The sequence below is a fragment of the Streptomyces mirabilis genome, from assembly GCF_018310535.1.
GTDB lineage: Bacteria > Actinomycetota > Actinomycetes > Streptomycetales > Streptomycetaceae > Streptomyces.
In genome coordinates this window covers 3,322,010-3,346,735 of record NZ_CP074102.1, presented here as the reverse complement: position 1 = coordinate 3,346,735, position 24,726 = coordinate 3,322,010, and the positions used below count along the sequence as shown (strand labels likewise).

Here is a 24,726-nt window from a genome sequence, read left to right as displayed (position 1 = left end):
ACCACTCCACAGGAGGACCCAGTGGCGAAGGCGAAGTTCGAGCGGACTAAGCCGCACGTCAACATCGGCACCATCGGTCACATCGACCACGGTAAGACGACCCTCACGGCCGCCATTACCAAGGTGCTGCACGACGCGTACCCGGACCTGAACGAGGCCTCGGCCTTCGACCAGATCGACAAGGCTCCTGAGGAGCGCCAGCGCGGTATCACCATCTCCATCGCGCACGTCGAGTACCAGACCGAGACGCGTCACTACGCCCACGTCGACTGCCCCGGTCACGCGGACTACATCAAGAACATGATCACGGGTGCGGCGCAGATGGACGGCGCCATCCTCGTGGTTGCCGCCACCGACGGCCCGATGCCGCAGACCAAGGAGCACGTGCTCCTGGCCCGCCAGGTCGGCGTTCCCTACATCGTCGTCGCCCTGAACAAGGCCGACATGGTGGACGACGAGGAGATCCTGGAGCTCGTCGAGCTCGAGGTTCGCGAGCTGCTCTCCGAGTACGAGTTCCCGGGCGACGACCTGCCGGTCGTCAAGGTCTCGGCGCTCAAGGCCCTTGAGGGCGACAAGGAGTGGGGCCAGACCGTCCTCGACCTGATGCAGGCCGTCGACGAGAACATCCCGCAGCCCGAGCGTGACGTCGACAAGCCGTTCCTGATGCCGATCGAGGACGTCTTCACGATCACCGGTCGTGGCACCGTCGTCACCGGTCGTATCGAGCGCGGTGTCCTCAAGGTCAACGAGACCGTCGACATCGTGGGCATCAAGCAGGACAAGACCACCACCACGGTCACCGGCATCGAGATGTTCCGCAAGCTGCTCGACGAGGGCCAGGCCGGTGAGAACGTCGGTCTGCTCCTCCGTGGCATCAAGCGCGAGGACGTCGAGCGCGGCCAGGTCATCATCAAGCCCGGTTCGGTCACGCCGCACACCGAGTTCGAGGCCCAGGCCTACATCCTGTCCAAGGACGAGGGTGGCCGCCACACGCCGTTCTTCAACAACTACCGTCCGCAGTTCTACTTCCGTACGACGGACGTGACCGGCGTTGTGACCCTCCCCGAGGGCACCGAGATGGTCATGCCGGGCGACAACACTGAGATGACCGTTTCGCTCATCCAGCCCGTCGCCATGGAGGAGGGCCTGAAGTTCGCCATCCGTGAGGGTGGCCGGACCGTGGGCGCCGGCCAGGTCATCAAGATCAACAAGTAGTCCTTGTTGGCTTGACAGCCTGGTAGCTCCTCGCGAGCTCCTTGAAGGGGCCCGTACGACTTCGGTCGTACGGGCCCCTTTGCCGTGCCCATCGCGCACACTTCGTGCGTGGATTCCAATGACCTGGGCGCGGTGGGACGTCGGCCGCTGCCACCGAAGCCGGATCTTCCGGACGTGGCGGCTGCGCATCGGCGTGGCCCGGCCGATGCCGTGGAGGCGCGGTGGCGGCAGCTGGCGCTGGTGTGGCAGTGGCGTCGCGAGCGGCAGGAGGTCCTCCGTCCGGGGGTGGGCTACCCGGGCGTCGTGCACCTCATCGAGGTGGCCCGCGCGGAACGGACACTGCGGCGGCTGTATCCGTACACCAGCCATTTCGCCTTGCATCTGAGCAGCTGCACCCGGTACCCGTACGCGCTGCGGGTGCCGAGCGTCCTGCCTCGGCACGACGGGCGCTTCCAGGTCTTCGTGCCACGCGGCGGGACCCTCCTCGGCGAGACCGACACGGCGGAAGCGGCCGTCGCCCTGGTCGTGGCCCACCTTCCGGCGGGACTCGGCCCGGCCGTGGCCGGCACCGCCGACGATCTTTGCCGATGACGGTCTCCGTATGCCGATGGCGGCCTCCGTAAGCCGATGACGGTGTCCGTAAGCGTGATGACGGCCTCCGAAAGTATTCGACGCCGACGACCCGTTCCCCCCGCGTGACCCTCCCTCCACTATTTGTCATGCCGCTGAGCAAATTCGTACGCCGTCGGGGCGAGGGGTGAGGCATGTCTGGAGACGTCAGTCGCAGAACCGTTCTCGGTGCCGGGCTCGGTGCCGGGCTCGCGGCGCTACCGGGGTTGCCGGGAGTGGCGTGGGCGGACGGCGGGCAGCCACGGCCCACCGACCCCGGCGCGTACATCTCCTTCACCGGCGGAGCGTTCTCGCTGGTGGGCGCGCCGGTCGTGGTGTCCCCGGAGGACCACCCCGGAGTCGTACGGGTGGCGGGCGACCTCCGTGACGACCTCGAACGGGTGACGGACGTACGGCCCGGTGACGGGATGGCCCGAGAGGTCGTGCTCGCCGGGACGATCGGGCGCAGCCCGCTGATCGACGGCCTGATCGCCTTCGGGAAGCTGGATGTCACGGGGGTGCGGGGAAGGTGGGAGACCTCCCTGCAGACCGTCGTGGAGCGGCCGATGCCCGGCGTCGACCGGGCCTTCGTCATCGCGGGCAGCGACCCCCGCGGCACGATATTCGGCGCGTACGACGTCTCGTACGGCATCGGCGTCTCGCCCTGGTACTGGTGGGACGACGTACGCCCGGTCCACCGAGACGCGCTCCACGTGCTGCCGGGACGGCATACGCAGGGCACCCCCGCGGTGAAGTACCGCGGGATCTTCATCAACGACGAGAACCCGGCCCTCGGGACCTGGGCCCCCGCCTTCTTCGGCCCCGGCAGGGCGCCCGGCCACGACGGCGGTTTCAACGCCGACTTCTACGCGAAGGTCTTCGAGGTACTGCTCCGGCTGAAGGCGAACTACCTGTGGCCGGCGGTGTGGGGCCGCGCCTTCGCCGAGGACGATCCGCGCAACCATGCCCGCGCCAAGGAGTACGGGATTGTCATGGGCACGTCTCACGAGGCGCCCATGATGCGGGGCATCGAGGAGTGGAACCGGCACGCGGTACCCGCCGTGCGCGACAGCGCCGGAACCGTCGTCACGCCCGGCCATGACCCGTACGGCGGTACGGGGGAGTGGTCGTTCCGCCGCAACGCCGACGCGCTCAAGGCGTACTGGCGCGACGGCATCCGCCGGATGGCCGACCAGGACTTCGAGGGCGTCGTCACCCTCGGGATGCGCGGGAACGGCGACACCGGCCTGCCGGACGGCGACGGCGTCGAGCTGATGCGGGAGATCATCGACGCACAGCGGACGATCATCGCCGAGGTGACGGGCCGCGACCCGGCCACGGTCCCCCAGGTGTGGACGCTCTACAAGGAGGTCCAGCGGTACTGGGACCGCGGGCTGCGGGCCCCGGACGACGTCACCGTCGTACTGACGGACGACAACTGGGGCAACATCCGCAAGCACCCCGACCCGGCCGAGCCCGCGCGGCCCGGTGGCTACGGCCTCTACTACCACTTCGACTACGTGGGCGCGGGCCGCAACTACAAGTGGGTCGACACGGCCGGCCTGCCCAACCTCTGGGACCAGCTCCACCAGGCGCACGCGTACGGCAACCACGGGCTGTGGGTGACGAACGTCGGCGACCTCAAGGGCAACGAGCTGCCGACCGAGTTCTTCCTCGACTATGCCTGGAATCCCGGCCGTTGGGACGACCCTGGCGCGCTCGGCGAGTGGGAGAGGCGGTACGCGCGGCAGAACTTCGGCGCGCGGCACGCGACGGCGATCGCGGACGTACTGGCGACGTACGGACAACTCCAGTCGCGCCGAAAGCCGGAACTCCTCAACCGCCGGATCACCCTCGACCCGGCATCGGGCGCGGTGGTGTACGACGACCAGGCAACCCCCTTCTACGGACGCGAACTCGAGCAGGTCACGCAGGAGTGGCGGACGCTCGCGGCACGGGCCGGGCGGATCGCGCGACGGCTGCCGGACTCGGCGCAGGACGCATGGTTCGAGCTGATCGGCTACGAGGTCGAGGCGACGGCCAACCTGTACGAGCTGCGGGAGGCCGAGTTCACGAACCTGCTCTACGCCGCCCAGGGCCGGGCGGCGACGAACGACCTGGCCGCGGCGGCGGAGGCGGGCCTGGAACGGGACTTCGCCCTCGCCGAACGCTTCAACCATGGCGTCGCGGGCGGCAAATGGGCGGGCTTCCAGACGCAGCCGCACATCGGCTACGGCGATGTGGCGCGCTACGGCCCGAACGCGAGCTGGCAGCAGCCGGAGCTGAACAACGTGGCACTGCCGGACGTCCTGTTCCCCGCGGTGCGCCGCATCGAAGTGCCGCCGGGCGCCGAGCTGGGGGTGGCGGTCGACGGCTCCCCGGGCGCGGAGGTGGTGCTGAGCCCGTACCGGACGGGCCCGGCGCCGTACATCGAGGTGTTCAACCGGGGCCGGGACGCCTTCGACTACCGGATCGAGGCCTCGGAGCCGTGGACCACCGTGGACCGTCCGCGCGGGAGAGTCCGTGACCAGGCGCGGGCGGTGGTGAAGACGGACTGGTCGCGGGCACCGCACGGTCGTACGCAGGCCCGGATCACGGTGAGCGGCGCGGGAGCCTCGGTGGTCGTGCCGGTGATCGCCGACAACCCGTCCGCCCGCGGGCTGCGGGGATTCGTCGAGGCGGGCGGGTATGTGGCGATGGACGCGGAGCACTGCGTACGGGCGGTGGGCACCTGGCGGCGGATCGACCGGATCGGCCGCACCGGGGCGGGCATGACGACGTACCCCGTGACGGCCCCGCGCCGGACGCCGGGCGGCACGGCCTCCCCCCGCCTGGAGTACGAGGTGAGCCTGTTGAGCGCCGGCACGGTGACCGTGTGGGCGTACCTGTCTCCGCGCAACCCGGCCCTCCCGACGGGCGGTCTGCGCTACGCGCTCTCCTTCGACGACGCGCCGCCGCGGACGGTCGACATCCACGCGGCCACGGGAGCCGACGACGGCCTGATGAACAGCCAGTGGGCCCGCAACACGTCGGACAACGTGAACGTGACGTCGACGAGGCATGCGATCGCCGCTCCCGGCGTGCACCTCCTGAAGTTCTGGATGGTCGACCCGACGGTGGTGCTGCAACGGCTGGTGATCGACACGGGTGGGCTCGGGCCGACGTACCTGGGCCCGCCGGAGAGTCGCCGTGTGGACCGGGGTGTCACCAGGTGACCGGCAAGGCCACCGGACCGCGGATCATCGTGCGCTGCCGGAAGGGGACCTGATCGGCGGGTACGGCGAGACGCAGCCCGGGCAGGCGTTCGAGCAGGGTGTCGATCAGCAGCTCGATCTGCATACGGGAGAAGACGGCACCCGTGCAGAAGTGCGGCCCGTTGCCGAACGACACGTGGGCGCCCGCGTCCCGGTCGAGGTCGATCCGGTCGGGGTCGGGGAAGACGTCCGGGTCGCGGTTGGCGGCCAGGTAGGAGACATAGACGGCGTCGCCGGTCCTGACGAAGGTGCCGTGGATGTCGACGTCCTCCGTGGCGATGCGGGGCAGGCCGACGGCGGCGCGGTGCGGGATGTAGCGCAGGAGTTCCTCGATGGCCGCCGGGCGGGAGACGGGGTCGTTGTGGAAGCGTTCCAGCAGGTCGGGCCGGGTGAGGAGGAGGTAGAATATCTGGCCGCTGTTGTTGGTGATGGCCTCGCCGCCGATCTGGAGCGGCCCGGCGACACTGATCGCCTCCTCCAGGCCGAGCTCGCCCCGCCGCACGGCACCACCGAGCAGGGACAACACGTCCTCGCCTGCACCGTCGCCTTCGCTGTCGCGGCGCTCGCGGACGGCCTCCCCGATCCACCCGAAGAGCCCCTTCTTGGCGTGCTCGGAGGCCTCGGCGCCGCCCGCCGTGGAGATGATCTCCCGCGTCCAGTCGTGCAACTTCTGCCGCTCGTCGACGGGTACGCCCATGACCTCGCAGACGACGTTGATCGGGAAGGGTTCGAGGACCCGCTCGATCAGGTCGGCCGGAGGGCCGTCCGCCACCATCCCGTCCACCAGGACGTCGAGCATCTCCTGGGCACGGGGGCGCAGACGCTTCACGGCGCTCACGGTGTAGGCGTTCGAGACGGCGTGCCGGAGCCGGTTGTGGTCGGGCTGATCGGCCCAGGCCAGGGCTCCGGGCCGCGGCGCGAAGTGCGGCGCCAGTCGCGTGACCTGCCGGACGGAGGCCTCCCGCCGGCTGAACCGGGGATCGTTCGTGATCATCTTCACGTCGTCGTGGCGCGTCGCCAGCCACGCCCAGCCCTCCCCGTACGGAAGCCGGATCCGCGTCAGCGGCCCTTCCCGCATCAGCTCCGCGAGCACCGGCTCGAACTCGATGGCGTTCAGCTCACCGGCGGGCCAGTCCCGAACAGGCGGAAGGGGCTGCTCGGGCCGCTCGGGGAGTGTGACGGTCTCTTCTGCCATGCGTTCAGCATCGTGGGGCGGGGGTGAGGTGTCGCGTGGGAGTGCTCCAGGCGGAGCAGCGGAATACCTTCGTCGTGCCCTCGTCGCCGCGGTCCGGCTTACTGGTTCGGGTACCGGGGCAGGTCCGCGGTCGAGATCGTCCATTCGGCGATGGTCACGTCTTCGCCGTACATGAAGTCCTTGCGGGTGGCGTAGCGGGGGCCGCTGGGGGTGGGGTGGATGTCGCAGAGGACGGCGCCCTCTCCCACGCGCGGGTCGAAGATCACGTACAACGGAATGCCCAGCAACGGATAGTCCCGCACCTTGCTCACCCAGTCGTTGTCCGGGTTCGAGCGGGAAACGATCTCGATGGCGGCGATGATCGTACGGGGGTCGAAGGAGCCGTCTCCCTCCATGTCCGCCTCGGCGATCAGCATGATGTCGGGGTGGCGCATGACGCCCTCGGGCTCGTTTTCCACGTCCGGGGTACCGGTGTGGGCCACGAGGTTCTCCGGCATCACCTTCTCGAGGCGTTTCCGGAGGCGCAGCGCGGTGAGTTCGTGCTGCTTCACGGGCGACATCATGTCGTGGACGATCCCTTCCTTGGTGATCTCGAACTTGCCGGGAAGGGTGTCGTCCATGGACTGAACGAAGTCCCGCATGGCCCGGTACAGATGGGAGGCGCCCTGTTGCGCGTCGTCCGCGGCGATGGTCATGGCGCTCGCTCCTCGTCTGCCGTGCCCGGGGGCAAGGATCGTCACGTTCATGCTAGGCGGCCTCCAGGAGATCGGATCGGCAGTCGCGGCAGTGCCCGGGCACGGGGGAGCGGAAGGCGCGGTCGCAGCCCTCGCAGTTCTGGAGCGGATGCCGTACGTCCGGTGGCGGCGTGGGCACGCGGAACGGCGGCGGAGGAGGCGGCAGCTGCACGGCGAGTCGATGGGCGAGAAGGGCGGCTGGGCGGCGTAGATCCTCCGGTGGTAGGTCCGCGGTCAGCGCGCGTTGTACGGCGGTGGGGGTGAGGTCGCGTTCCAGCCAGGCGGCGACTCCGGGGGCGAGGTGCTCCGCGTCGCTGCCGGAGAGAAGCAGGCGGGGGTCGTGGCGGCGGAGGCCGGCGAGGAGGTCGGTGGCGGTCCGGAGGAGGTCGGGGGAGGCGTGCGCGGGCCGGGGCACGGTGGGGAGGAGCTTGCGGGGCGGGCTTTCGGCTGGGTTTGGGCGTCGGGTGGGCCTGCTGGGGGTGTCGGCTGCCGGTCCGTGGTGTCCGGGCTGGTTGCAGGAGACGGTGCGGGTGACGATGCGGCCGCCGGGGGTGCGTTCGCGGGTGCGGCGGAGGTAGCCGTGGGTTTCGAGTTCGCGCAGGGCGGCGGCGATACGGGTGGGGCCTTCGGGGAACCGGGCGGCGAGGGTCTTGATGTCGACGCGGGCGCCGGTGGGGAGCGACTGGATGTAGACGGCCAGCCCGATCGCGAGTCCTGAGAGCTCCGGGTGCTGGGCGAGGTGGTTGCCGATCACCGTGAAGCGGGTGGTGTGGCGGGTGTTGTCGTGGATGACGCCGCCGGGGCGGGCGTGAGCGTTCTGGTGGGTGTGGTTTTTGCCCGCGATACGGGACTGGGCGCGCGGGGGCGCGCTAGGGTTTTGCGTATCCATCGGGAAGGGTCTTCTTCCTTGGTGGTCAGGCCCTCGCATTGGGATGCCAGTCCCGGCGGGGGCCGTCGCATGTCTGCGGTTGTGCTGTGTCGCGCTGAGCGTAAGGCAGGCAACCAGTCCCGAATCCACCCGAGTTGGGCATATTCACTCGCGGGAGTGAGTTTGCGCGGCGGTCACCGTTTCGGCGGGCGGGAGGGGTGGGGTGGGGTTTGGTGGGGTTCTTTCCCTCTCGTGTTTCTTGGGGAAGATCGCCGGGCGCACCGGAACACGCTCCGCCGTGCTCCGGTGATGCGAGATCGAGTTCGGCCCGGACCGGCACTTGGATACTCCCGCCTCCCTCATATGAGTACGGGCACTCATGTGCCGTCTCCTGCACTGGGGTTGAGTGGAGCCATGCTCTTCCTCACCGGCCTCGGCGACTGGCCGAGCCGCTACTCGGAATGGCCCGATTCCGGTCACGCCCTGCCAGAGGCTGACTGTGGACTGTCACAGCCGATAGCTAGAGTTGCTGGTGAAGCTTCGGCTGTTTTGGCTGTACGGGGGAGAGATTGTGTTGCCGAGCGATAGTGGGGCGGCGCCTGGACCGTCGTCGTGGGCGTCGGGCGTGTTCGACGCGGCGCAGAACGCGATCGGTGATGTGGTCACCGAGCTGTCGTCGTTCACGAAGTTCCAGAAGCGCGTCGACGACCTGATCCGCGACCTCAAGGGTTCGGCGGCGGGACCGGGCGAGGTGGGGCAGGAGCAGCTGGCGCGCCACCAGTTCGGCGGCGGGAGCGGGGCGTGGGCAGAGGCGTCCGGCCTCTTCAGCTCGTACGAGACGGTGATCACCGAGCTGGAGAGCCTGTCGAAACTGCTGTCCGACTCGATGGAGGGCATGGGTATCGCTGTGCTGGCCTCCCACAAGGGCTACCAGAACATCGACCTGGACATCCGCGACCGTATGACGGCGATCAGCACGGAGACGACGAAGCACTACGGGGGGAGCTACGACCCCGCGCTGCCGAAGAAGACCCACGAAGGCGGCACCGGGTCGAAGCCGGCCCAGACACCTTCAGGTGCCGACTCGGGAGGCACGATCTGATGTCCGGCAAGGGGACCGGCGGCGGTACGTCTTTCGAGGACATGAGCCACGAGCAGATGCTCGCGTGGCTGGACCAGGCGAACGCGGGGACGGTGCAGGGCGCCGCCGACCGGCTGATCGCCGCGGCCAAGGAGATCCGCAAGATCGCGGAGGAGCTCAAGGTCCGCCCGCAGTACGTGGAGTGGAAGGGCGACGGCGCGGACGCGTTCCGCACGTGGAGCGGCGACCTGGCCAACTCGACTTTGCGCTTGGGTGATTTCAGCGAGGGCGCCGCGAAGTGGCTGGGCGAGGCCTCGGGAGCGATCGCCACGGCGCAGGCGTCCATCCCGCGCGACAAGGCCGGCGCACAGGCGAACCTGGACGCGGCCCAAGCGGCACACAACGACCCGGACGCAGCGGCGGTGAGCAGCAAGTCCACGAGCGAACTCGCGGCGCTGGCAGCGGACAAGGAGAAGGTACGGCAGGAGGCGGCCGCGCAGATGCGGAAGCTGGGCCAGACGTACTCGCTGTCGGCCACGCAGCTGGACGGGCTGGAGAGGCCCAAGTTTCCGCCGCCGCCCGCGGCTTTCGTGCCGCCGCGTGACAATGCGGTCGAGGACCTGGCTCGCCCGGCACCCGGGAGCTCCGCCGGTGTGAGCGGGGGCGGCACCGCTTCCGGAGTCGTCGGAACCGCCGGAACCGTACGGCCTGAGCATGGGCATGCCGTGACCTCGGGGCGGCTTGAGACGGAGCAGTTCACGAGTGAGGCGCCGTCAGATCATCTGCGCGCGCGGACCATCGAGCCTGTCACGCATGTCGGCATTGACTCGGCGACTACTCTCCCAGGAGTTCATCAACCGCCCGCAGGAGCGGCGAACGGGATGCCCACACCCTCTCGTCCGGACACAGGCGTACCTTCAGCGGGGAGTGGCATGGCTCCGCCGTTCTCAGGCGGCGCTCCACGCATACCTTCGGCCTCCGTCGGCCCGGGTAGATCGGACGTTGCTGGACGCACGCCTGCCCGACCTGGGCAACGAGCTGTCGGCTCCCTTCCTGGTCGTGGAGCCACTGGAGTCGGCCCGATCTCGAGCCGCAACATGCCAGGCTCCGGCGTGGCTCCGAGCCGTTCCGTTCCAGGCCAAGGCTCCGGCCGTGGTCTTCCGGCCAATTCAGGCATCACTGGGGGGCGTCCGACTGCGACGCCCAGCACTGGCAGACCGGCGGGTCGGCTACCCGGCGGGACGGTCGTCGGCAACGAGCCCGCAGGCAGCCGCGGCTCGACCGCAGGACCGGGAGGGCAGGCGGTTGCCCGCCCGGCCGTCGGCCGACCCGTTGGACGCTCCGCGCCCACGCTCTCTAACGGCGTCGCGGGTGGCACCCCGCAGCAGACGGGCCGCGCGCCGGCCCGCCCCGGCGCGCCGGTACCCTCCGCACCGACGCGAGGAGGCATCTCCGGCGGTACGCCCAGCGAGGCAGGCAATCGCAGAGGTGCTCGCGGGGGTGCCGCTGGACAGACCGGTGACGCCCGGCAGGCAAAGCAGAAGCGGCAGACCGACCGCCGCGGTGAAGCACCGACCGCCGACTGAACTCCAGTTATACGAAAGGGACGTACATGCCCACCGGCAATACGCGGCACAGGAGGTTGCAGGTTCTGGCCTCAGCGGCCATCGGGCTACTGCTGGCGGGCGGTACGGGCTCTCAGGCTCACGCCGACTCCACCCGCTCCCAGCAGTGGTACCTGGACGCCATGCACGCCGAGGACATGTGGCGGACGAGCACGGGCAAGGGGATCACCGTCGCCGTGATCGATACCGGAGTCGACCCGAACAATCCCGATCTCAAGGGACGGGTGCTCGACGGACTGGATCTGGCACCTTCAAGCCGTTCCGGAGACGAGCACACGGACTATGACGGCCACGGCACGGGGATGGCCGGACTCATTGCTGGCACGGGGGCGTACGGAGGTGGAAACGGCGCGTTCGGTCTCGCGCCGGGTGCCAAGATTCTTCCCATTCGTTTGCCTGCCAAGGGTGACGAGAATGGCTTTGCGGGGCCCTCGTACCTCGGGAAGGCCATCCGCTACGCGGCAGACTCAGGTGCTCAGGTCATCAACATTTCAGCGGGTACGACTGTCACCGCACCCCAGCTGACTGCTGCCGTGAAATACGCACTGGACCACGGCTCGCTCGTTTTCGCGGCCGTAGGGAATAGCGGCGACAAGGGCAACCCCGTGGAGTATCCAGCCGCCACCCCAGGTGTCGTTGGTGTGGCAGCCGTGGGCAAGAACCTCCGGCGGACTTCCTGGTCCCAGTACGGCCCTCAGGTGGACATCTCAGCCCCAGGCGAAGACATGGTCCACGCCTGCGGCGGCAAGACGGGCCTCTGCAAGGGGAGCGGCACCAGCGACGCCACCGCCCTAGCCTCCGCCAGCGCCGCCCTGATCTGGTCCAAGCACCCCACCTGGACCAACAACCAGGTCCTGCGCGCCATGCTCAACACCATCGGCGGCCCCACGGACGGCGCGAAGCGCAACGACTCCATCGGCTACGGCATCGTGCGCCCCCGCGTCGCCCTTCAGAACCCGGGCAATCCGGGCCCTGCCCATGCCTATCCGCTCCCGAACTTCCCGGCCACGGCCTCGACATCGCCCTCTCCGGGCGCTGCGGCCTCCAAGGAACCTGCTACTCCTGCAAAGGGCGGCAAGGCGGCAGCCGAGGCCTCCTCCAAGGGCAACGACCGCAGCATCCTTTGGATCGCGCTGGGCGTCGGTGCCGTAATCCTCGGCGGAGCAGTAACCGCCGCCGTCATCGGCAAACGTCGACGGTCCATTGCATAGCCGCTGTTGTCGGTAACGCAGTCTGGACATACGGCCGCTCCGCGCCGAAACATCCCGTCAGATGGGTGGTTGTAAAGGGAATGTAGTGGCTCAGGATCCATCACGGCGAAGCTCCGGCTGGTTGATAGCCTGACAGGCGCACGCCAATTGAGCGCAACGGGGGCAGGTATTCATGGCTGAGTCTGCAGGAGAGCAGCACATAGTCAGCAGCGAGGCTGTACGCCCGGTCGGCATGCGGCTGAACCAACTCCCCGCGGACCCGGGCGGTGGGGCCCCTGGCGGTCAACCGGATCTGGCGTCGTCGCCTGCCGAGAAGCGGGCCGCGGCTCGCGCCATCGAACTGCACATCGAGCCCGACACCCGGAAGTCAGGTGACTGGGCGGACGGGGAGACCGACGCCGCCGTCAAGGCATTCGGGCCCAAGGACGGCCACGGATGGTTCACCTCAGGATGCCTCAAGAAGGCACACGAGACGTGGGGCGAACAGGTTCAGAACCTCATGAACCGGCTCGCGTCTGAGAAAGCGGCCTTGGGGAGCACCAACATCTTGCTGCAGAGCACGGACCTCGGAGTCGGGGCAGGCGTGCGCGGGGTGTCTCCGATCGACGAGTACTGACCGAAGCGCGGTTGTCCTCACCGCCATCGCGACCGACTCGCACGCCAACGCAGACAACGGGGATCCATGCCGACGTACCACGAGATCATGACGACTGACCTGGCCACGCTCACCACGGCCGCTGAGCGCTGGGACGGTATGGCGAAGGGGTTCCACAAGCAGGAGACGGCGTACAGGCGGGATGTGTACGGCATCTCCATGGGCCGGACGTGGACGGGACTGAGCGCGGATGCCGCCAACAGACGCTTCGATGTCACGCTGAAAGAGTTCCAGAACGCCCAGACCGAGGCCAAGGCGATTGCCTCCCTGCTGCGTGACGCGCACACGCAGTTCGTGGACCTGCGCAAAAAGCTGGAGGCGGCTCGGGACGAAGCCTTGGCGAAGGGCATGAAGGTCTCGGACCAGGGCGTGATCTCGTACGACACCGAGAAGCTGAGCCAGGGGGATCGGACCGCTCTTGCTCACGACCCTGATTACCAGGAGAGCATTCGCACGAGTGTCAGTTCGTGGCAGCAGCGCATCGACCAGCTGATCGGGGACGTGGACGACGCCGACAAGGGCGTCGAGGTCGCCTTCAAAGCCGTCGTGATCGACTCCGACGTCAACGACGGCACCCTCAACGGTTTCAACGGGAAGGCCCAGGGCGACATCGAGAAGTACGAGGCGGACGAGGCCAGGGACATCGCGCTGCGCATCGATACCGGGAAGGCGTCCGCGCGCGACCACCAGGAACTGCAGCGGCTCTTCCATGACAATTCAGGCGACAAGGCGTTCAGCCAGACCTTGCTCGATGACCTCGGCGCGCGCAGGACGTTGAAGCTCGCCAATGACCTCGACAGCCTCGCCCACTACGACGACAAGAAGCACAGCAGCCAGTACCTGGACATCCAGAAGGGCCTCGCGACAACGCTGGCGACTGCGACGCGTGACCCGAATTCCTCCTTCTACAAGCACTTTCGTGCGGAAATGCAGAAGGCTGGAACCGAGGAATTCAAGGTGGACGGCCTCAGCCCGATTCCGGATGAGAAGGTCCGGGGCTATCAGAGCCTGGTCACCCTGATGCAGCAGGGGCACGGTTATTCCGGCCAGTTCCTCGAGGACACCGCGGACGACATCCGGCACGCGGAGGAGTCGTACACGGCCAAGGGGCACACCGAGTCCATCTGGGCCCTGCGGGACAACTTCACTGGCAAGGATCGGGGTTGGTTCGCCAACGACCCGCTCGACGGTGTCCTCGGCATCATGTCCGATGACCCGGCGACCAGCACCGAGTACCTGGATCCGGCGCACAACGACAATCTGGAGTACCTGCTCCACGGGCGGGACTGGGACACCGTAATCGACCATTACGCGACCCCGCCCGGTGGCACCACGACAGGTCCGCCGGTCGTCGTCGAGGACGGTGACGTCCGCAAGGGGTTCGGCGCCGCTCTGGAGGCCGCTACGACCGGGGGCGCGCCGGGCGCCTATCACGCGGTCGGAGAGCACACCCTGCCCCAGGCCAGCATCCTGCAGCACACCATCAACACCCTGTACTCGGCGGATCAAGCACAAGAACTGCCGAAGAATCTCGCCACGCCCTTGGCGCACATCCTGACGTCGTACACGCCCGACACGCACGGCATCTACGCGGAGTCGTCGTCGCGCTACGACATCGACTGGGACAGTTCGGGTTCCGTCTGGAACGACAAGGACGGAGCGCACCTCGCTGTGGGGCACCAACGCCTCGCCGCCGTCATGCGGGGCATCGCCGACGATCCGGAGGCCTTCGGGCATCTCTACGGGGCGGAGCAGCAGTACTCGCACCATGTCCTGGCCGGTATTCCCCAGGACGCCGGTGACAAGACGATCCACGACCGCATTGTCGACAGCTCACGCGCCATGGGTGCCTACGACGGCGTACGGTCCGACGTCATCTTCGACGAACGGTTCAAGAAGACGCAGTGGGCCGCCGACTTCAACCACGGTCTGGGCACCTCCCTGAGCACGGCACTGATGTTCAATCCCGTGTCCGATCTCAGCCCCGTCGGAGACCTCGCCACGAAGACCGTCGATGTGTGGGCGTACGAGTCCAACAAGGAGCATGTGGCCGAGGCGAACCTCGCTGCCACCCAGAAGAACGCCGAGACCTACGATGCCGGCCAGCACGATGTGGAGCACATGGTCAGGGCGTGGGCGAACAGCCGCGGCCACGGCATCGACAGCGACTACACGCAGTTCTTTGTCCACGCAGGCCAGGATCAGTACGACTTCGGCCGCAATCACACGCTCAACACCCTTCGTAGCGACCGCTGAGCGCCGCAGAGAGCAGCCCTCGACAGAATGAGCACGATGCAGATCAACTCCAGGCTCCGACGCATACACGCAGGCTGGTACGTGGGGGCATTCGTCCTCGTCCTAGGAGTCGTGGCCCAGGTGCTGTACAGCACCGGGGCATACGACTCCTGGCGGAACGGCCGCTCACTGGACCAGGCTTGCGACGGCACGTTGGCCCAAGGCGGACTCGACGCCGCCCTGGGCTCCTCGAACCTGCGGGTCGGATCACTTGACTCCGACGGTGAGTACCTGGCCCAGTGCTCCGTGAAGACCACGAAGTCCGGCGCGCGGGGCGGCGCCCTGCAGGTCAGACTGCGCTGGAGCGGCACAACGGCCCCCTCCGGCAGCCTCGTTTGGTACAACCAGGACTACGAAGGCGTCCGGGGACAGGCGGCACCCCTTGGTAACGGCTGGCCTGGCATTGCCAGGCATGACGACACCTGGCAGGTCATGGTCGCGATCGACTGCCAGAACGAGAGGAACAAGGCTCTCGTCGCATACGGAGACCTTTATGCGTCGAGCAGCGGCCCCGCACTCACCGGGCTGGGTCGGGTAGTCACGGAGAGCGCCCAGAAAGCAGCCGCCAAGTACGGGTGTCGGGCGAGGGCCGGGAAGCAGCTCACTCAGGTGTCCGCCGCCACGCTCGGTAAGTCCCGTACGGTCAAACCACTGGCGCAGGCGCAGGGTTCCTGCGCCGCGCTTCGAGAGCCGGCTTCGACGGCGGCGGAGAGCGGCACGCCCTTGATCATGGAGTATCCCACCGATACTCAGGCTCCGCAGGTGAACTGTTACCTCGTCACACCGGCCAAGAAGCCTGGATACGGCCTGTACGCCTACTACGGTGCCGTCGCCAAGGACTTCCTTGCGAGTGAAGGTCGCAATCTCAAGGAGGGATACGGCCCCACCCGCAAGGACAACGACTACTCCTGGGCCACCGCGAAGTGCCCCCAGTCCACACAGCCTGCCGTGTTCGTGCTGTACCGCCTCTACGACAGGGACACCGACACGTACCCGGTCCGTCACTACTCCGCCCAATTCGCCGCATCCGCGGTGAAGGCGTTCGCCGACCACGAGGCGAAACAGCGTGGCTGCACCGATGTGCAGATGGCATCCCAGCCTTAGGGCCTGTCCGGCGGGTCAGGGCGCAGAGGAGCAACGGTGCCTCATGAACAAGCACAGGCGAGCGTGCCAAGCCCCGCGCGGACGGCACCAAGCCTGGGGAATCCGATGTCACACTGCCAGACCTTCATAGGTTGATCCGATGGGCCTTCTCGACAAACTGACCGGCACCAAGTACCCCGACAGCGGTGTCGTACCGCTGCCGACCATGGAACTCCGGGCCGCGCTGCTCGCGCTCAACGAGCCGGACGTACCGTTTCGCGTGCGCAACGCCCTCCCCAAGGAGAAGGCCGATTTGGTCGCGGAGTGCCGGATCCGGGAAGTGGGCGTGACCCTTAAGACCCGGATGCGCCTGCTCCCGGAGAAACGCGAGGTGCGTTTCCTCGACGAGCGGTGGGAGAACCGCTCGTCCGACCACGCCAATCCGCAGTACGGACGTGGGCACGCGCCTGCGGTGTACCGGCGGTGGGAGATGAAGCAGGGTCTCGATGGCCGCCAGCACAAGGTGGAGGCGTTCCGTTTCGACACGCGGGAGATGACGAATCCCCTCCAGCAAGCGGTCCTCGACGCGGGTTGGACCTGGCGCGGAATGCTGGTGAAGCTGTGACCGGTCGGCCCGTGAAACGCGGGGTTGCGCGGAGGGGCCGCGGTCGCTGGTCCACGCACGGCAGTTGAGTACGCGTGCTCATGCCCCCCTCGCCCTCCCCGCCACACGATCTCCGCATGAGACAGCTACGCCGTCCCCTCGGACCGCACCGGAAAATCCTTCTCGCCACGGCCGCTGCGTTGGCCATGGCAGTGACGGCAGCCGGAGGGGTGTGGGTCGCTCGCGGGGCCGGGCGGCTCTGGAACGGCGACCTCTACCCCGTCGCGGATCCAGCCGTTACCTCGCAGCGCCTCGACGGCCTCACACAACAGGTCTACGACACACTTGACGTGCCGCAGGCCACGCTGGACCCCAAATGGCCCGGCGGCGGCCAGGAGGCCGACGGCTCCGGGTGCTACTACACCGGGCTCAAGGACCTGAGCAAGCAGGTGAGCGACTCACCGCCCAGTGTGCCGGGTGTGGTCGCGGTGAGCAGTGAATGGGGGCTGAAGGGTGTTACCCCGTCTCAGGCGGTGTCGGCGCTGCGACGGGCGCGGAAGGAATTGACGCGGCGTGGATGGAAAGTCACCAGGTACGAGATCAGCGACCACTGGACGGTACTGAGCGTGCAGCCTCCGGGCACCGACGACGTCGTCCGGGTTGAGGCTTTCCCCTATGACCGTCTGGGTGTCGTCGCCTACTCCGATTGCGCCCGATATCCGTCGGGTACGCCTATGACCGAGTGGGGCGATCCGGAACTCCCGGCTCAACAGGCGCCGGCCCCACTCCGAGGCTGAGCCTCCTCGGCGCGTGGGGTGTCGGCGGTCTGTCACCGCGAGTGCGGCCCGTCATTCGTACGTGGCTGGAGCCGGATCATCGGGATACCGGGCCGCACCTTGGCGATGGCGGCGAAGTCGTCGTCGACGGGGGGCACGGTCGGGCCGTGGTGTTCGGCCGTGAACACGATCAGGGAGTCCATGGGGGAGGGCGCTCGCTGGTGTCCGATCTTCACCGGTTCCCGCCGTTGCTCGACGACCCTGCGCCACCGCTCGTCGAGCAACGGGCCCCAGCCGAAGGTCTGACTGTCGACGGGAGAACAGATGGCCACCAGACCGCGAGCGACGTGGGCCGATGCTGGGACGGCGCGCAGGTCCACCTGTCCATGCTGGACGCCGCCGACCCGCGCAACCGGTCGGTGATCCGCCTGCTCCTGACCGCCGGAGTGGCGGATGCTGGAGCCGGCCTGGCAGACCTTCTTCACCCGCAACTAGGAGAGCCGGGTGTTCCAGGTCCGTATGCGCCTGGTCCCGGAGAAGAACGAGGTGCGCTCCCTCGACCAGCAGTACGAGGTCACCTGGGTCGGCGGCACCCCTAGCCTGTCCATCTCGGCCGAGGTCCAACGTGGTCAGGTGCGGACGGTCTCGAAGCAGTGGACGCTCGGCGGGGGCGAAGACGGTGGCCTCGAAGTGACCGAGACGTTCAGCTTCGACAGCTCCGAGCTCAAGAACCCACTGCACGCCGACTTCTTCATCCTCGTGACTGTTATGAACTCGGCGGACTCGGAGGGATGGCGTTCGCCCTGGCCGATCCTGCGGACACCGGTCACGCAGCTCGCAGTGGCGGCTGTCGTACTGGGCGGCCTCTACTTCGCTCCGGGCTTTCGCCGCTTGGCTCGAACGACCCGGCTCGCCCTGCTCGGGCCCCTGGCGTGTGCCGTACCCGTATTCGTCGCCCTGTGGCCCTGTGCCGTCGCCGCATGATCCCGAGCCCGCTCCGCGCGGGATACTCGTTCATCGGCTGTGCCGGCGCCGCCCACCGCGCCGACGGGCGTCACGTACAGTGTGCGGACTTCCACTCATCGTCACGATGCGTCCCGGCCGGCCGGCTCAAGGGCGACCAGGGCGACCTCCGTCGGGGCACGCAGGCGGCAAGGGTTTGACCTGCCTCGCTCAAGGGGTACGATCCTCGGCTCGATTGGCCAGGCCCCCGCCCCGTATGGCAGACTGTCGGAGTTGCTCGGTCGAGTGCCGATGCTGCGCGCCTCCCGTCGGGAGGACCGGAAGCGAGTCCCACAGTACTCGTCGCCTCAACTGCCGTAAGGCAGCGCTGGGGCGGACGTACGGGAATCTTTCGGGAAGTGTCAGCGGGGTGCGGGCCAGGCACCCGGTGGGTGTTCCAGCCTCCGGTCCTGCGGTTGCTTTCGGGCGGGCCGCGTCCCTCGTAGGGAAATCCGTTACGGATATTTCTGCGGCAGGAGCGCGACACACCCGACCGCGTGGGTCGGAGATGCGGGACGCGAACCCCCGGGTTCCAGAGCGTTTCACGAGACAAAGGACTACTGAGTAGCCATGGCGGGACAGAAGATCCGCATCCGGCTCAAGGCCTACGACCACGAGGTCATCGACAGCTCGGCGAAGAAGATCGTCGAGACGGTGACCCGCACTGGTGCGTCGGTCGCGGGCCCGGTGCCGCTGCCCACTGAGAAGAACGTGTACTGCGTCATCAAGTCGCCGCACAAGTACAAGGACTCGCGCGAGCACTTCGAGATGCGCACGCACAAGCGCCTGATCGACATCCTCGACCCGACGCCCAAGACCGTTGACTCTCTGATGCGACTCGACCTCCCGGCCGGTGTCGACATCGAGATCAAGCTCTAGGGATCGGTGATCTGAGAATGGCTAAGCAGATCAAGGGCATCCTGGGCGAGAAGCTCGGCATGACGCAGGTGTGGGACGAGAACAACCGTGTTGTTCCGGTCACCGTCGTCAAGGCCGGCCCCAACGTCGTCACCCAGGTGCGTACCAACGACATCGACGGCTACGAGTCGGTCCAGATCGCCTTCGGCGAGATCGACCCGCGCAAGGTGAACAAGCCCCTCAAGGGTCACTTCGCCAAGGCCGACGTCACCCCCCGTCGTCACCTCGTCGAGATCCGCACCGCGGATGCCTCCGAGTACACCCTCGGCCAGGAGATCTCCGCCGAGGTCTTCGAGGCGGGCGTGAAGGTCGACGTCACCGGCAAGAGCAAGGGCAAGGGCTTCGCCGGTGTCATGAAGCGTCACAACTTCAAGGGCCTCGGCGCCGGTCACGGCACCCAGCGCAAGCACCGCTCCCCCGGCTCCATCGGCGGCTGCGCCACCCCGGGTCGTGTGTTCAAGGGCCTCCGCATGGCGGGTCGCATGGGCAACGAGCGGGTCACCACCCAGAACCTGACCGTTCACGCCGTTGACGCGGAGAAGGGCCTGCTCCTTATCAAGGGCGCGGTTCCTGGTCCGAACGGCGGCCTCGTCCTGGTCCGCACCGCGGCCAAGGGGGCCTGAGGACTATGAGCACCATTGACATTCTGTCGCCCTCCGGCGACACCGCCGGGACCGTTGAGCTCCCGGCCGAGATCTTCGACGTAGAGAAGATCAGCATTCCGCTGCTTCACCAGGTCGTCGTCGCACAGCTGGCCGCCGCCCGTCAGGGCACGCACAAGGTCAAGCGTCGTGGCGAGGTCCGCGGTGGCGGTAAGAAGCCTTACCGCCAGAAGGGCACCGGCCGCGCGCGCCAGGGTTCGACCCGTGCGCCGCAGTTCGCCGGCGGTGGCGTCGTCCACGGCCCCACGCCGCGTGACTACTCGCAGCGGACCCCGAAGAAGATGAAGGCCGCGGCCCTGCGCCACGCCCTCACCGACCGGGCCCGCAACGCTCGCATCCACGTCATCACCGGCGTGATCGAGGGCGAGACCCCCTCCACCAAGGCCGCGAAGAGCTTCCTCGGCAAGGTCAGCGAGCGCAAGAACGTGCTCCTGGTCATCGAGCGCTCCGACGAGGCCGCGCTGCTCTCCGCGCGCAACCTGCCCCAGGTCCACATCCTGGAGCCGGGCCAGCTGAACACGTACGACGTTCTCGTCTCGGACGACGTGGTCTTCACCCAGGCCGCTTTCGAGTCCTTCGTGTCTGGCCCCCAGGCCGCTGACACCGAAGGGAGCGAAGCCTGATGGCTACGCGTCACCCGAGCATTGCCTCGAAGGCCGCCAAGGCCAAGAAGGTCGCGCGCGTCGCCAAGGCGAAGCGTCACGAGACCGAGGGCAAGAACACCGTCGAGACGCCGCTGAGCAAGAGCTTCACGGACCCCCGTGACGTCCTTCTCAAGCCGGTCGTCTCCGAGAAGAGCTACGCGCTGCTCGACGAGGGCAAGTACACCTTCGTCGTGGCGCCGGGCGCCAACAAGACCCAGATCAAGCAGGCCGTCCAGGCGGTCTTCTCGGTCAAGGTCACCGGGGTCAACACGATCAACCGCCAGGGCAAGCGCAAGCGGACCAAGAGTGGCTTCGGTAAGCGTGCTGACACCAAGCGCGCCATCGTGACCCTCGCTGAGGGCGACCGTATCGACATCTTCGGCCAGGCCTCCTAACGGAGCGCCCTGGTCCGATATCGGACGAGGACTGAGAAATGGGAATCCGCAAGTACAAGCCGACTACGCCGGGCCGTCGTGGCTCCAGCGTCGCCGACTTCGTCGAGGTCACGCGGTCCACGCCGGAGAAGTCGCTGGTCCGCCCGCTGCACAGCAAGGGCGGCCGTAACAATTCCGGTCGTGTGACCGTTCGCCACCAGGGTGGCGGACACAAGCGCGCCTTCCGAGTGATCGACTTCCGTCGTCACGACAAGGACGGCGTGCCGGCGAAGGTCGCGCACATCGAGTACGACCCCAACCGCACCGCGCGCATCGCGCTGCTGCACTACGCGGACGGCGAGAAGCGCTACATCCTCGCCCCGCGCAACCTGCAGCAGGGTGACCGCGTCGAGAACGGTCCCGGGGCCGACATCAAGCCGGGCAACAACCTGGCGCTCCGCAACATCCCGGTCGGTACCACGATCCACGCGATCGAGATCCGTCCCGGTGGCGGTGCCAAGTTCGCCCGCTCCGCCGGTGCCTCGGTGCAGCTGCTCGCGAAGGAGGGCACGATGGCCCACCTTCGTATGCCTTCCGGTGAGATCCGCCTGGTCGACCAGCGCTGCCGCGCCACGGTCGGCGAGGTCGGCAACGCCGAGCAGAGCAACATCAACTGGGGTAAGGCCGGCCGCAAGCGCTGGCTGGGCGTTCGCCCGACCGTCCGCGGTGTGGCGATGAACCCGGTTGACCACCCGCACGGTGGTGGTGAGGGCAAGACCTCCGGTGGTCGCCACCCGGTCTCCCCGTGGGGTCAGAAGGAGGGTCGTACTCGTTCGCCGAAGAAGGCTTCGAACAAGTACATCGTCCGCCGCCGCAAGACGAACAAGAAGCGCTAGGAGCGGGTTTAGATGCCGCGCAGTCTCAAGAAGGGACCCTTCGTTGACGGCCACCTCGTAAAGAAGGTGGACGCTCAGAACGAAGCCGGTACCAAGAACGTCATCAAGACCTGGTCCCGTCGCTCGATGATCATCCCGGCCATGCTCGGTCACACGATCGCGGTGCACAACGGCAAGATCCACATCCCGGTGTTTGTCACCGAGTCGATGGTCGGCCACAAGCTCGGCGAGTTCTCGCCGACGCGCACCTTCCGGGGTCACGTCAAGGACGACCGGAAGTCGAAGCGCCGCTAACGCGGGGTGGAATGACCATGACAGACACTGGAAGGACAACCATGGAAGCCAGGGCCCAGGCGCGGTACATCCGCGTTACGCCCATGAAGGCCCGCCGCGTGGTGGACCTTATCCGTGGCATGGATGCCACGGAGGCTCAGGCGGTCCTGCGTTTCGCCCCGCAGGCCGCGAGCGTGCCGGTCGGCAAGGTGCTTGACAGCGCCATTGCCAACGCCGCGCACAACTACGACCACACCGACGCCGACAGCCTCTTCATCTCCGAGGCGTACGTCGACGAGGGTCCGACCCTGAAGCGGTTCCGTCCGCGCGCCCAGGGCCGTGCCTACCGGATCCGCAAGCGGACCAGCCACATCACCGTGGTCGTCAGCAGCAAGGAAGGAACCCGGTAATGGGCCAGAAGGTTAACCCGCATGGGTTCCGGCTCGGCATCACCACGGACTTCAAGTCCCGTTGGTACGCCGACAAGCTGTACAAGGACTACGTCAAGGAAGACGTCGCCATCCGTCGGATGATGACGTCCGGCATGGAGCGCGCCGGCATCTCGAAGGTTGAGATCGAGCGCACCCGTGACCGCGTGCGGGTGGACATCCACACCGCGCGTCCCGGCATCGTCATCGGCCGCCGTGGCGCCGAGGCCGACCGCATCCGCGGTGACCTCGAGAAGCTCACGGGCAAGCAGGTCCAGCTGAACATCCTCGAGGTCAAGAACCCCGAGACCGACGCTCAGCTGGTTGCTCAGGCCGTTGCCGAGCAGCTGTCCTCCCGCGTCTCCTTCCGTCGTGCCATGCGTAAGAGCATGCAGGGCACGATGAAGGCCGGCGCCAAGGGCATCAAGATCCAGTGTGGTGGCCGTCTCGGCGGCGCCGAGATGTCCCGCTCGGAGTTCTACCGCGAGGGCCGTGTGCCCCTGCACACGCTCCGTGCGAACGTCGACTACGGCTTCTTCGAGGCCAAGACGACCTTCGGCCGTATCGGTGTGAAGGTCTGGATCTACAAGGGCGACGTCAAGAACATCGCCGAGGTCCGCGCCGAGAACGCCGCTGCCCGCGCCGGCAACCGCCCGGCCCGTGGTGGCGGCAACGACCGCCCGGCCGGCCGTGGTGGCCGTGGTGGCGAGCGTGGCGGCCGCGGCCGCAAGCCGCAGCAGGCTCCCGCTGCCGAGGCCCCCAAGGCCGAGGCTCCGGCGGCTGCCGCTCCGGCTGAGAGCACCGGAACGGAGGCCTGACCGACATGCTGATCCCCCGTAGGGTCAAGCACCGCAAGCAGCACCACCCCAAGCGCCGTGGTCAGGCCAAGGGCGGTACGCAGGTTTCGTTCGGCGAGTACGGCATTCAGGCCCTCACGCCGGCGTACGTGACGAACCGCCAGATCGAGGCCGCCCGTATCGCGATGACCCGCCACATCAAGCGTGGCGGCAAGGTCTGGATCAACATCTACCCGGACCGCCCGCTCACGAAGAAGCCTGCCGAGACCCGCATGGGTTCCGGTAAGGGTTCGCCGGAGTGGTGGATCGCGAACGTGCACCCGGGCCGGGTCATGTTCGAACTGTCCTACCCCAACGAGAAGATCGCCCGTGAGGCCCTCACTCGCGCAGCCCACAAGCTGCCGATGAAGTGCCGGATCGTCAAGCGCGAGGCAGGTGAAGCGTGATGTCGGCCGGTACCAAGGCGTCCGAGCTGCGCGAACTGGGTGACGAGGAGCTTCTCGCGAAGCTTCGCGAAGCCAAGGAAGAGCTGTTCAACCTCCGCTTCCAGGCGGCGACCGGTCAGCTCGAGAACCACGGTCGGCTCAAGGCCGTCCGCAAGGACATCGCGCGGATCTACACCCTGATGCGTGAGCGCGAGCTGGGCATCGAAACGGTGGAGAGCGCCTGATGAGCGAGAGCAACGTGACCGAGAACACCACTGAGGCGCGCGGATTCCGCAAGACCCGTGAGGGTCTCGTCGTCAGCGACAAGATGGACAAGACCGTCGTCGTCGCCGTCGAGGACCGCGTCAAGCACGCCCTGTACGGCAAGGTCATCCGCCGTACGAGCAAGCTGAAGGCCCACGACGAGCAGAACGCCGCGGGTATCGGCGACCGCGTCCTCCTCATGGAGACGCGTCCGCTGTCCACGACGAAGCGCTGGCGCATCGTGGAGATCCTCGAGAAGGCGAAGTAATCAGACGGGGGACTCAGTTCCCCCGTTGCCCCCCGCCGGGGGCCTGCCGCACCGTCAGGTGCCCGGCCCCCGGCGGAGGTTTTCTCCCTCAACAGGCCAAGTAATTCCTGCGGGGCTTACCCGCAGGACGGTTCCGCCAGGCTCGCGGGGCGACCCGAAAGGGATCCCTGCGGGAACCGGCAGACAATCAGGAGATAGACGTGATCCAGCAGGAGTCGCGACTGCGTGTCGCCGACAACACGGGGGCGAAGGAAATCCTTTGCATCCGTGTGCTCGGTGGCTCCGGTCGCCGCTACGCGGGCATCGGTGACGTCATCGTCGCCACCGTCAAGGACGCGATCCCCGGCGGCAACGTGAAGAAGGGTGACGTCGTCAAGGCGGTCATCGTTCGCACCGTCAAGGAGCGCCGCCGTCCGGACGGCTCGTACATCCGCTTCGACGAGAACGCCGCCGTCATTCTGAAGAACGACGGCGACCCTCGCGGCACCCGTATCTTCGGCCCCGTCGGCCGTGAGCTGCGCGAGAAGAAGTTCATGAAGATCATCTCGCTCGCGCCGGAGGTGCTGTAAG

At 67.6% G+C, this 24,726-nt stretch carries 27 protein-coding genes; 23 read left to right on the top strand and 4 right to left on the bottom strand.

The window, feature by feature from the left end; genetic code table 11:
* The first annotated feature begins 21 nt into the window (after positions 1 to 21).
* The 3 genes from tuf to SMIR_RS14690 all read left to right on the top strand — a co-directional run bounded on the left by tuf (position 22) and on the right by SMIR_RS14690 (position 5,039).
* Positions 22 to 1,215 (top strand): elongation factor Tu, encoded by a 1,194-nt coding sequence (tuf, locus tag SMIR_RS14700; protein ID WP_101400105.1) that lies wholly within the window; start codon positions 22 to 24, stop codon positions 1,213 to 1,215.
* Between the two features lie 108 nt (positions 1,216 to 1,323).
* Complete coding sequence (locus SMIR_RS14695; protein WP_168494620.1) at positions 1,324 to 1,806, top strand: DUF6193 family natural product biosynthesis protein; 483 nt, start codon at positions 1,324 to 1,326, stop codon at positions 1,804 to 1,806.
* Positions 1,807 to 1,979: 173 nt separating this feature from the next.
* Positions 1,980 to 5,039 carry a glycosyl hydrolase 115 family protein gene (locus SMIR_RS14690; protein ID WP_168494622.1) on the top strand — a complete coding sequence of 1,020 codons (3,060 nt, stop codon included), beginning with the start codon at positions 1,980 to 1,982 and terminating at the stop codon, positions 5,037 to 5,039.
* Here SMIR_RS14690 and SMIR_RS14685 read toward each other — a convergent pair.
* The 3 genes from SMIR_RS14685 to SMIR_RS14675 form a co-directional block, all read right to left on the bottom strand.
* Positions 5,029 to 6,273, bottom strand: a complete 1,245-nt coding sequence (locus SMIR_RS14685; RefSeq protein WP_168494624.1) for a cytochrome P450 — start codon at positions 6,271 to 6,273, stop codon at positions 5,029 to 5,031. The two genes, SMIR_RS14690 and SMIR_RS14685, sit on opposite strands and share 11 nt — an antisense overlap.
* A 98-nt stretch (positions 6,274 to 6,371) precedes the next feature.
* Positions 6,372 to 6,968: a Uma2 family endonuclease gene (locus SMIR_RS14680; protein ID WP_168494626.1), complete on the bottom strand. Its 597-nt coding sequence runs from the start codon at positions 6,966 to 6,968 to the stop codon at positions 6,372 to 6,374.
* Between the two features lie 52 nt (positions 6,969 to 7,020).
* Positions 7,021 to 7,896 (bottom strand): helix-turn-helix domain-containing protein, encoded by an 876-nt coding sequence (locus SMIR_RS14675; protein WP_211118783.1) that lies wholly within the window; start codon positions 7,894 to 7,896, stop codon positions 7,021 to 7,023.
* Positions 7,897 to 8,500: 604 nt separating this feature from the next.
* Between SMIR_RS14675 and SMIR_RS14670 the strand changes: the two genes are divergently transcribed.
* The 7 genes from SMIR_RS14670 (at position 8,501) to SMIR_RS14640 (ending at position 17,226) form a co-directional block, all read left to right on the top strand.
* Positions 8,501 to 8,977, top strand: coding sequence for a DUF2563 family protein (locus SMIR_RS14670; protein WP_168494630.1), 477 nt, complete (start codon positions 8,501 to 8,503; stop codon positions 8,975 to 8,977).
* A 1,591-nt stretch (positions 8,978 to 10,568) separates the two neighbouring features.
* Positions 10,569 to 11,792 carry a type VII secretion-associated serine protease mycosin gene (gene mycP / locus SMIR_RS14665; protein WP_212727098.1) on the top strand — a complete coding sequence of 408 codons (1,224 nt, stop codon included), beginning with the start codon at positions 10,569 to 10,571 and terminating at the stop codon, positions 11,790 to 11,792.
* A gap of 172 nt (positions 11,793 to 11,964) precedes the next feature.
* Positions 11,965 to 12,408 carry a hypothetical protein gene (locus tag SMIR_RS14660; protein ID WP_168494634.1) on the top strand — a complete coding sequence of 148 codons (444 nt, stop codon included), beginning with the start codon at positions 11,965 to 11,967 and terminating at the stop codon, positions 12,406 to 12,408.
* An 87-nt stretch (positions 12,409 to 12,495) separates the two neighbouring features.
* Complete coding sequence (locus SMIR_RS14655; protein ID WP_168494636.1) at positions 12,496 to 14,703, top strand: hypothetical protein; 2,208 nt, start codon at positions 12,496 to 12,498, stop codon at positions 14,701 to 14,703.
* 27 nt (positions 14,704 to 14,730) lie between these two features.
* Positions 14,731 to 15,846 (top strand): hypothetical protein, encoded by a 1,116-nt coding sequence (locus SMIR_RS14650; RefSeq protein ID WP_212727097.1) that lies wholly within the window; start codon positions 14,731 to 14,733, stop codon positions 15,844 to 15,846.
* A gap of 139 nt (positions 15,847 to 15,985) precedes the next feature.
* Complete coding sequence (locus SMIR_RS14645; protein WP_168494639.1) at positions 15,986 to 16,450, top strand: hypothetical protein; 465 nt, start codon at positions 15,986 to 15,988, stop codon at positions 16,448 to 16,450.
* A 116-nt stretch (positions 16,451 to 16,566) separates the two neighbouring features.
* Positions 16,567 to 17,226, top strand: coding sequence for a hypothetical protein (locus tag SMIR_RS14640; RefSeq protein ID WP_212727096.1), 660 nt, complete (start codon positions 16,567 to 16,569; stop codon positions 17,224 to 17,226).
* 32 nt (positions 17,227 to 17,258) lie between these two features.
* On the opposite strand, the gene SMIR_RS14635 is transcribed toward SMIR_RS14640, so the two are convergent.
* On the bottom strand, positions 17,259 to 17,690 hold the full coding sequence (locus SMIR_RS14635; RefSeq protein ID WP_212727095.1) for a PIN domain-containing protein: 432 nt from the start codon (positions 17,688 to 17,690) through the stop codon (positions 17,259 to 17,261).
* Positions 17,691 to 17,709: 19 nt separating this feature from the next.
* On the opposite strand from SMIR_RS14635, the gene SMIR_RS14630 reads away from it, so the two are divergent.
* The 13 genes from SMIR_RS14630 to rplN all read left to right on the top strand — a co-directional run bounded on the left by SMIR_RS14630 (position 17,710) and on the right by rplN (position 24,725).
* Positions 17,710 to 18,189 carry a hypothetical protein gene (locus tag SMIR_RS14630; protein ID WP_212727094.1) on the top strand — a complete coding sequence of 160 codons (480 nt, stop codon included), beginning with the start codon at positions 17,710 to 17,712 and terminating at the stop codon, positions 18,187 to 18,189.
* Between the two features lie 588 nt (positions 18,190 to 18,777).
* Entirely contained in the window at positions 18,778 to 19,086 is a 309-nt protein-coding gene (gene rpsJ, locus SMIR_RS14625; protein WP_003948644.1) for a 30S ribosomal protein S10, read from the top strand.
* 17 nt (positions 19,087 to 19,103) lie between these two features.
* Complete coding sequence (rplC, locus tag SMIR_RS14620; RefSeq protein WP_101400119.1) at positions 19,104 to 19,748, top strand: 50S ribosomal protein L3; 645 nt, start codon at positions 19,104 to 19,106, stop codon at positions 19,746 to 19,748.
* Between the two features lie 5 nt (positions 19,749 to 19,753).
* Entirely contained in the window at positions 19,754 to 20,410 is a 657-nt protein-coding gene (gene rplD, locus SMIR_RS14615) for a 50S ribosomal protein L4 (protein ID WP_037747970.1), read from the top strand.
* A complete protein-coding gene (gene rplW / locus SMIR_RS14610; protein WP_097285857.1) occupies positions 20,410 to 20,826 on the top strand; it encodes a 50S ribosomal protein L23 in 417 nt (138 codons plus the stop codon). Before rplD ends, rplW begins: the two co-directional genes overlap by 1 nt.
* 38 nt (positions 20,827 to 20,864) lie before the next feature.
* On the top strand, positions 20,865 to 21,701 hold the full coding sequence (gene rplB / locus SMIR_RS14605; protein WP_075028519.1) for a 50S ribosomal protein L2: 837 nt from the start codon (positions 20,865 to 20,867) through the stop codon (positions 21,699 to 21,701).
* A 12-nt stretch (positions 21,702 to 21,713) separates the two neighbouring features.
* Positions 21,714 to 21,995 (top strand): 30S ribosomal protein S19, encoded by a 282-nt coding sequence (gene rpsS, locus SMIR_RS14600; protein WP_168494643.1) that lies wholly within the window; start codon positions 21,714 to 21,716, stop codon positions 21,993 to 21,995.
* Between the two features lie 41 nt (positions 21,996 to 22,036).
* Positions 22,037 to 22,384, top strand: a complete 348-nt coding sequence (gene rplV / locus SMIR_RS14595) for a 50S ribosomal protein L22 (protein ID WP_003974262.1) — start codon at positions 22,037 to 22,039, stop codon at positions 22,382 to 22,384.
* Positions 22,384 to 23,220, top strand: coding sequence for a 30S ribosomal protein S3 (rpsC, locus tag SMIR_RS14590; protein WP_067367107.1), 837 nt, complete (start codon positions 22,384 to 22,386; stop codon positions 23,218 to 23,220). The genes rplV and rpsC overlap by 1 nt, the downstream gene beginning before the upstream one ends.
* A gap of 5 nt (positions 23,221 to 23,225) precedes the next feature.
* Entirely contained in the window at positions 23,226 to 23,645 is a 420-nt protein-coding gene (gene rplP / locus SMIR_RS14585; protein WP_010986348.1) for a 50S ribosomal protein L16, read from the top strand.
* Entirely contained in the window at positions 23,645 to 23,869 is a 225-nt protein-coding gene (gene rpmC / locus SMIR_RS14580; RefSeq protein WP_003998824.1) for a 50S ribosomal protein L29, read from the top strand. Before rplP ends, rpmC begins: the two co-directional genes overlap by 1 nt.
* Positions 23,869 to 24,156 (top strand): 30S ribosomal protein S17, encoded by a 288-nt coding sequence (rpsQ, locus tag SMIR_RS14575; RefSeq protein WP_099921127.1) that lies wholly within the window; start codon positions 23,869 to 23,871, stop codon positions 24,154 to 24,156. The genes rpmC and rpsQ overlap by 1 nt, the downstream gene beginning before the upstream one ends.
* Positions 24,157 to 24,356: 200 nt before the next feature.
* Entirely contained in the window at positions 24,357 to 24,725 is a 369-nt protein-coding gene (gene rplN, locus SMIR_RS14570; RefSeq protein WP_003998823.1) for a 50S ribosomal protein L14, read from the top strand.
* Position 24,726 lies beyond the last annotated feature (1 nt).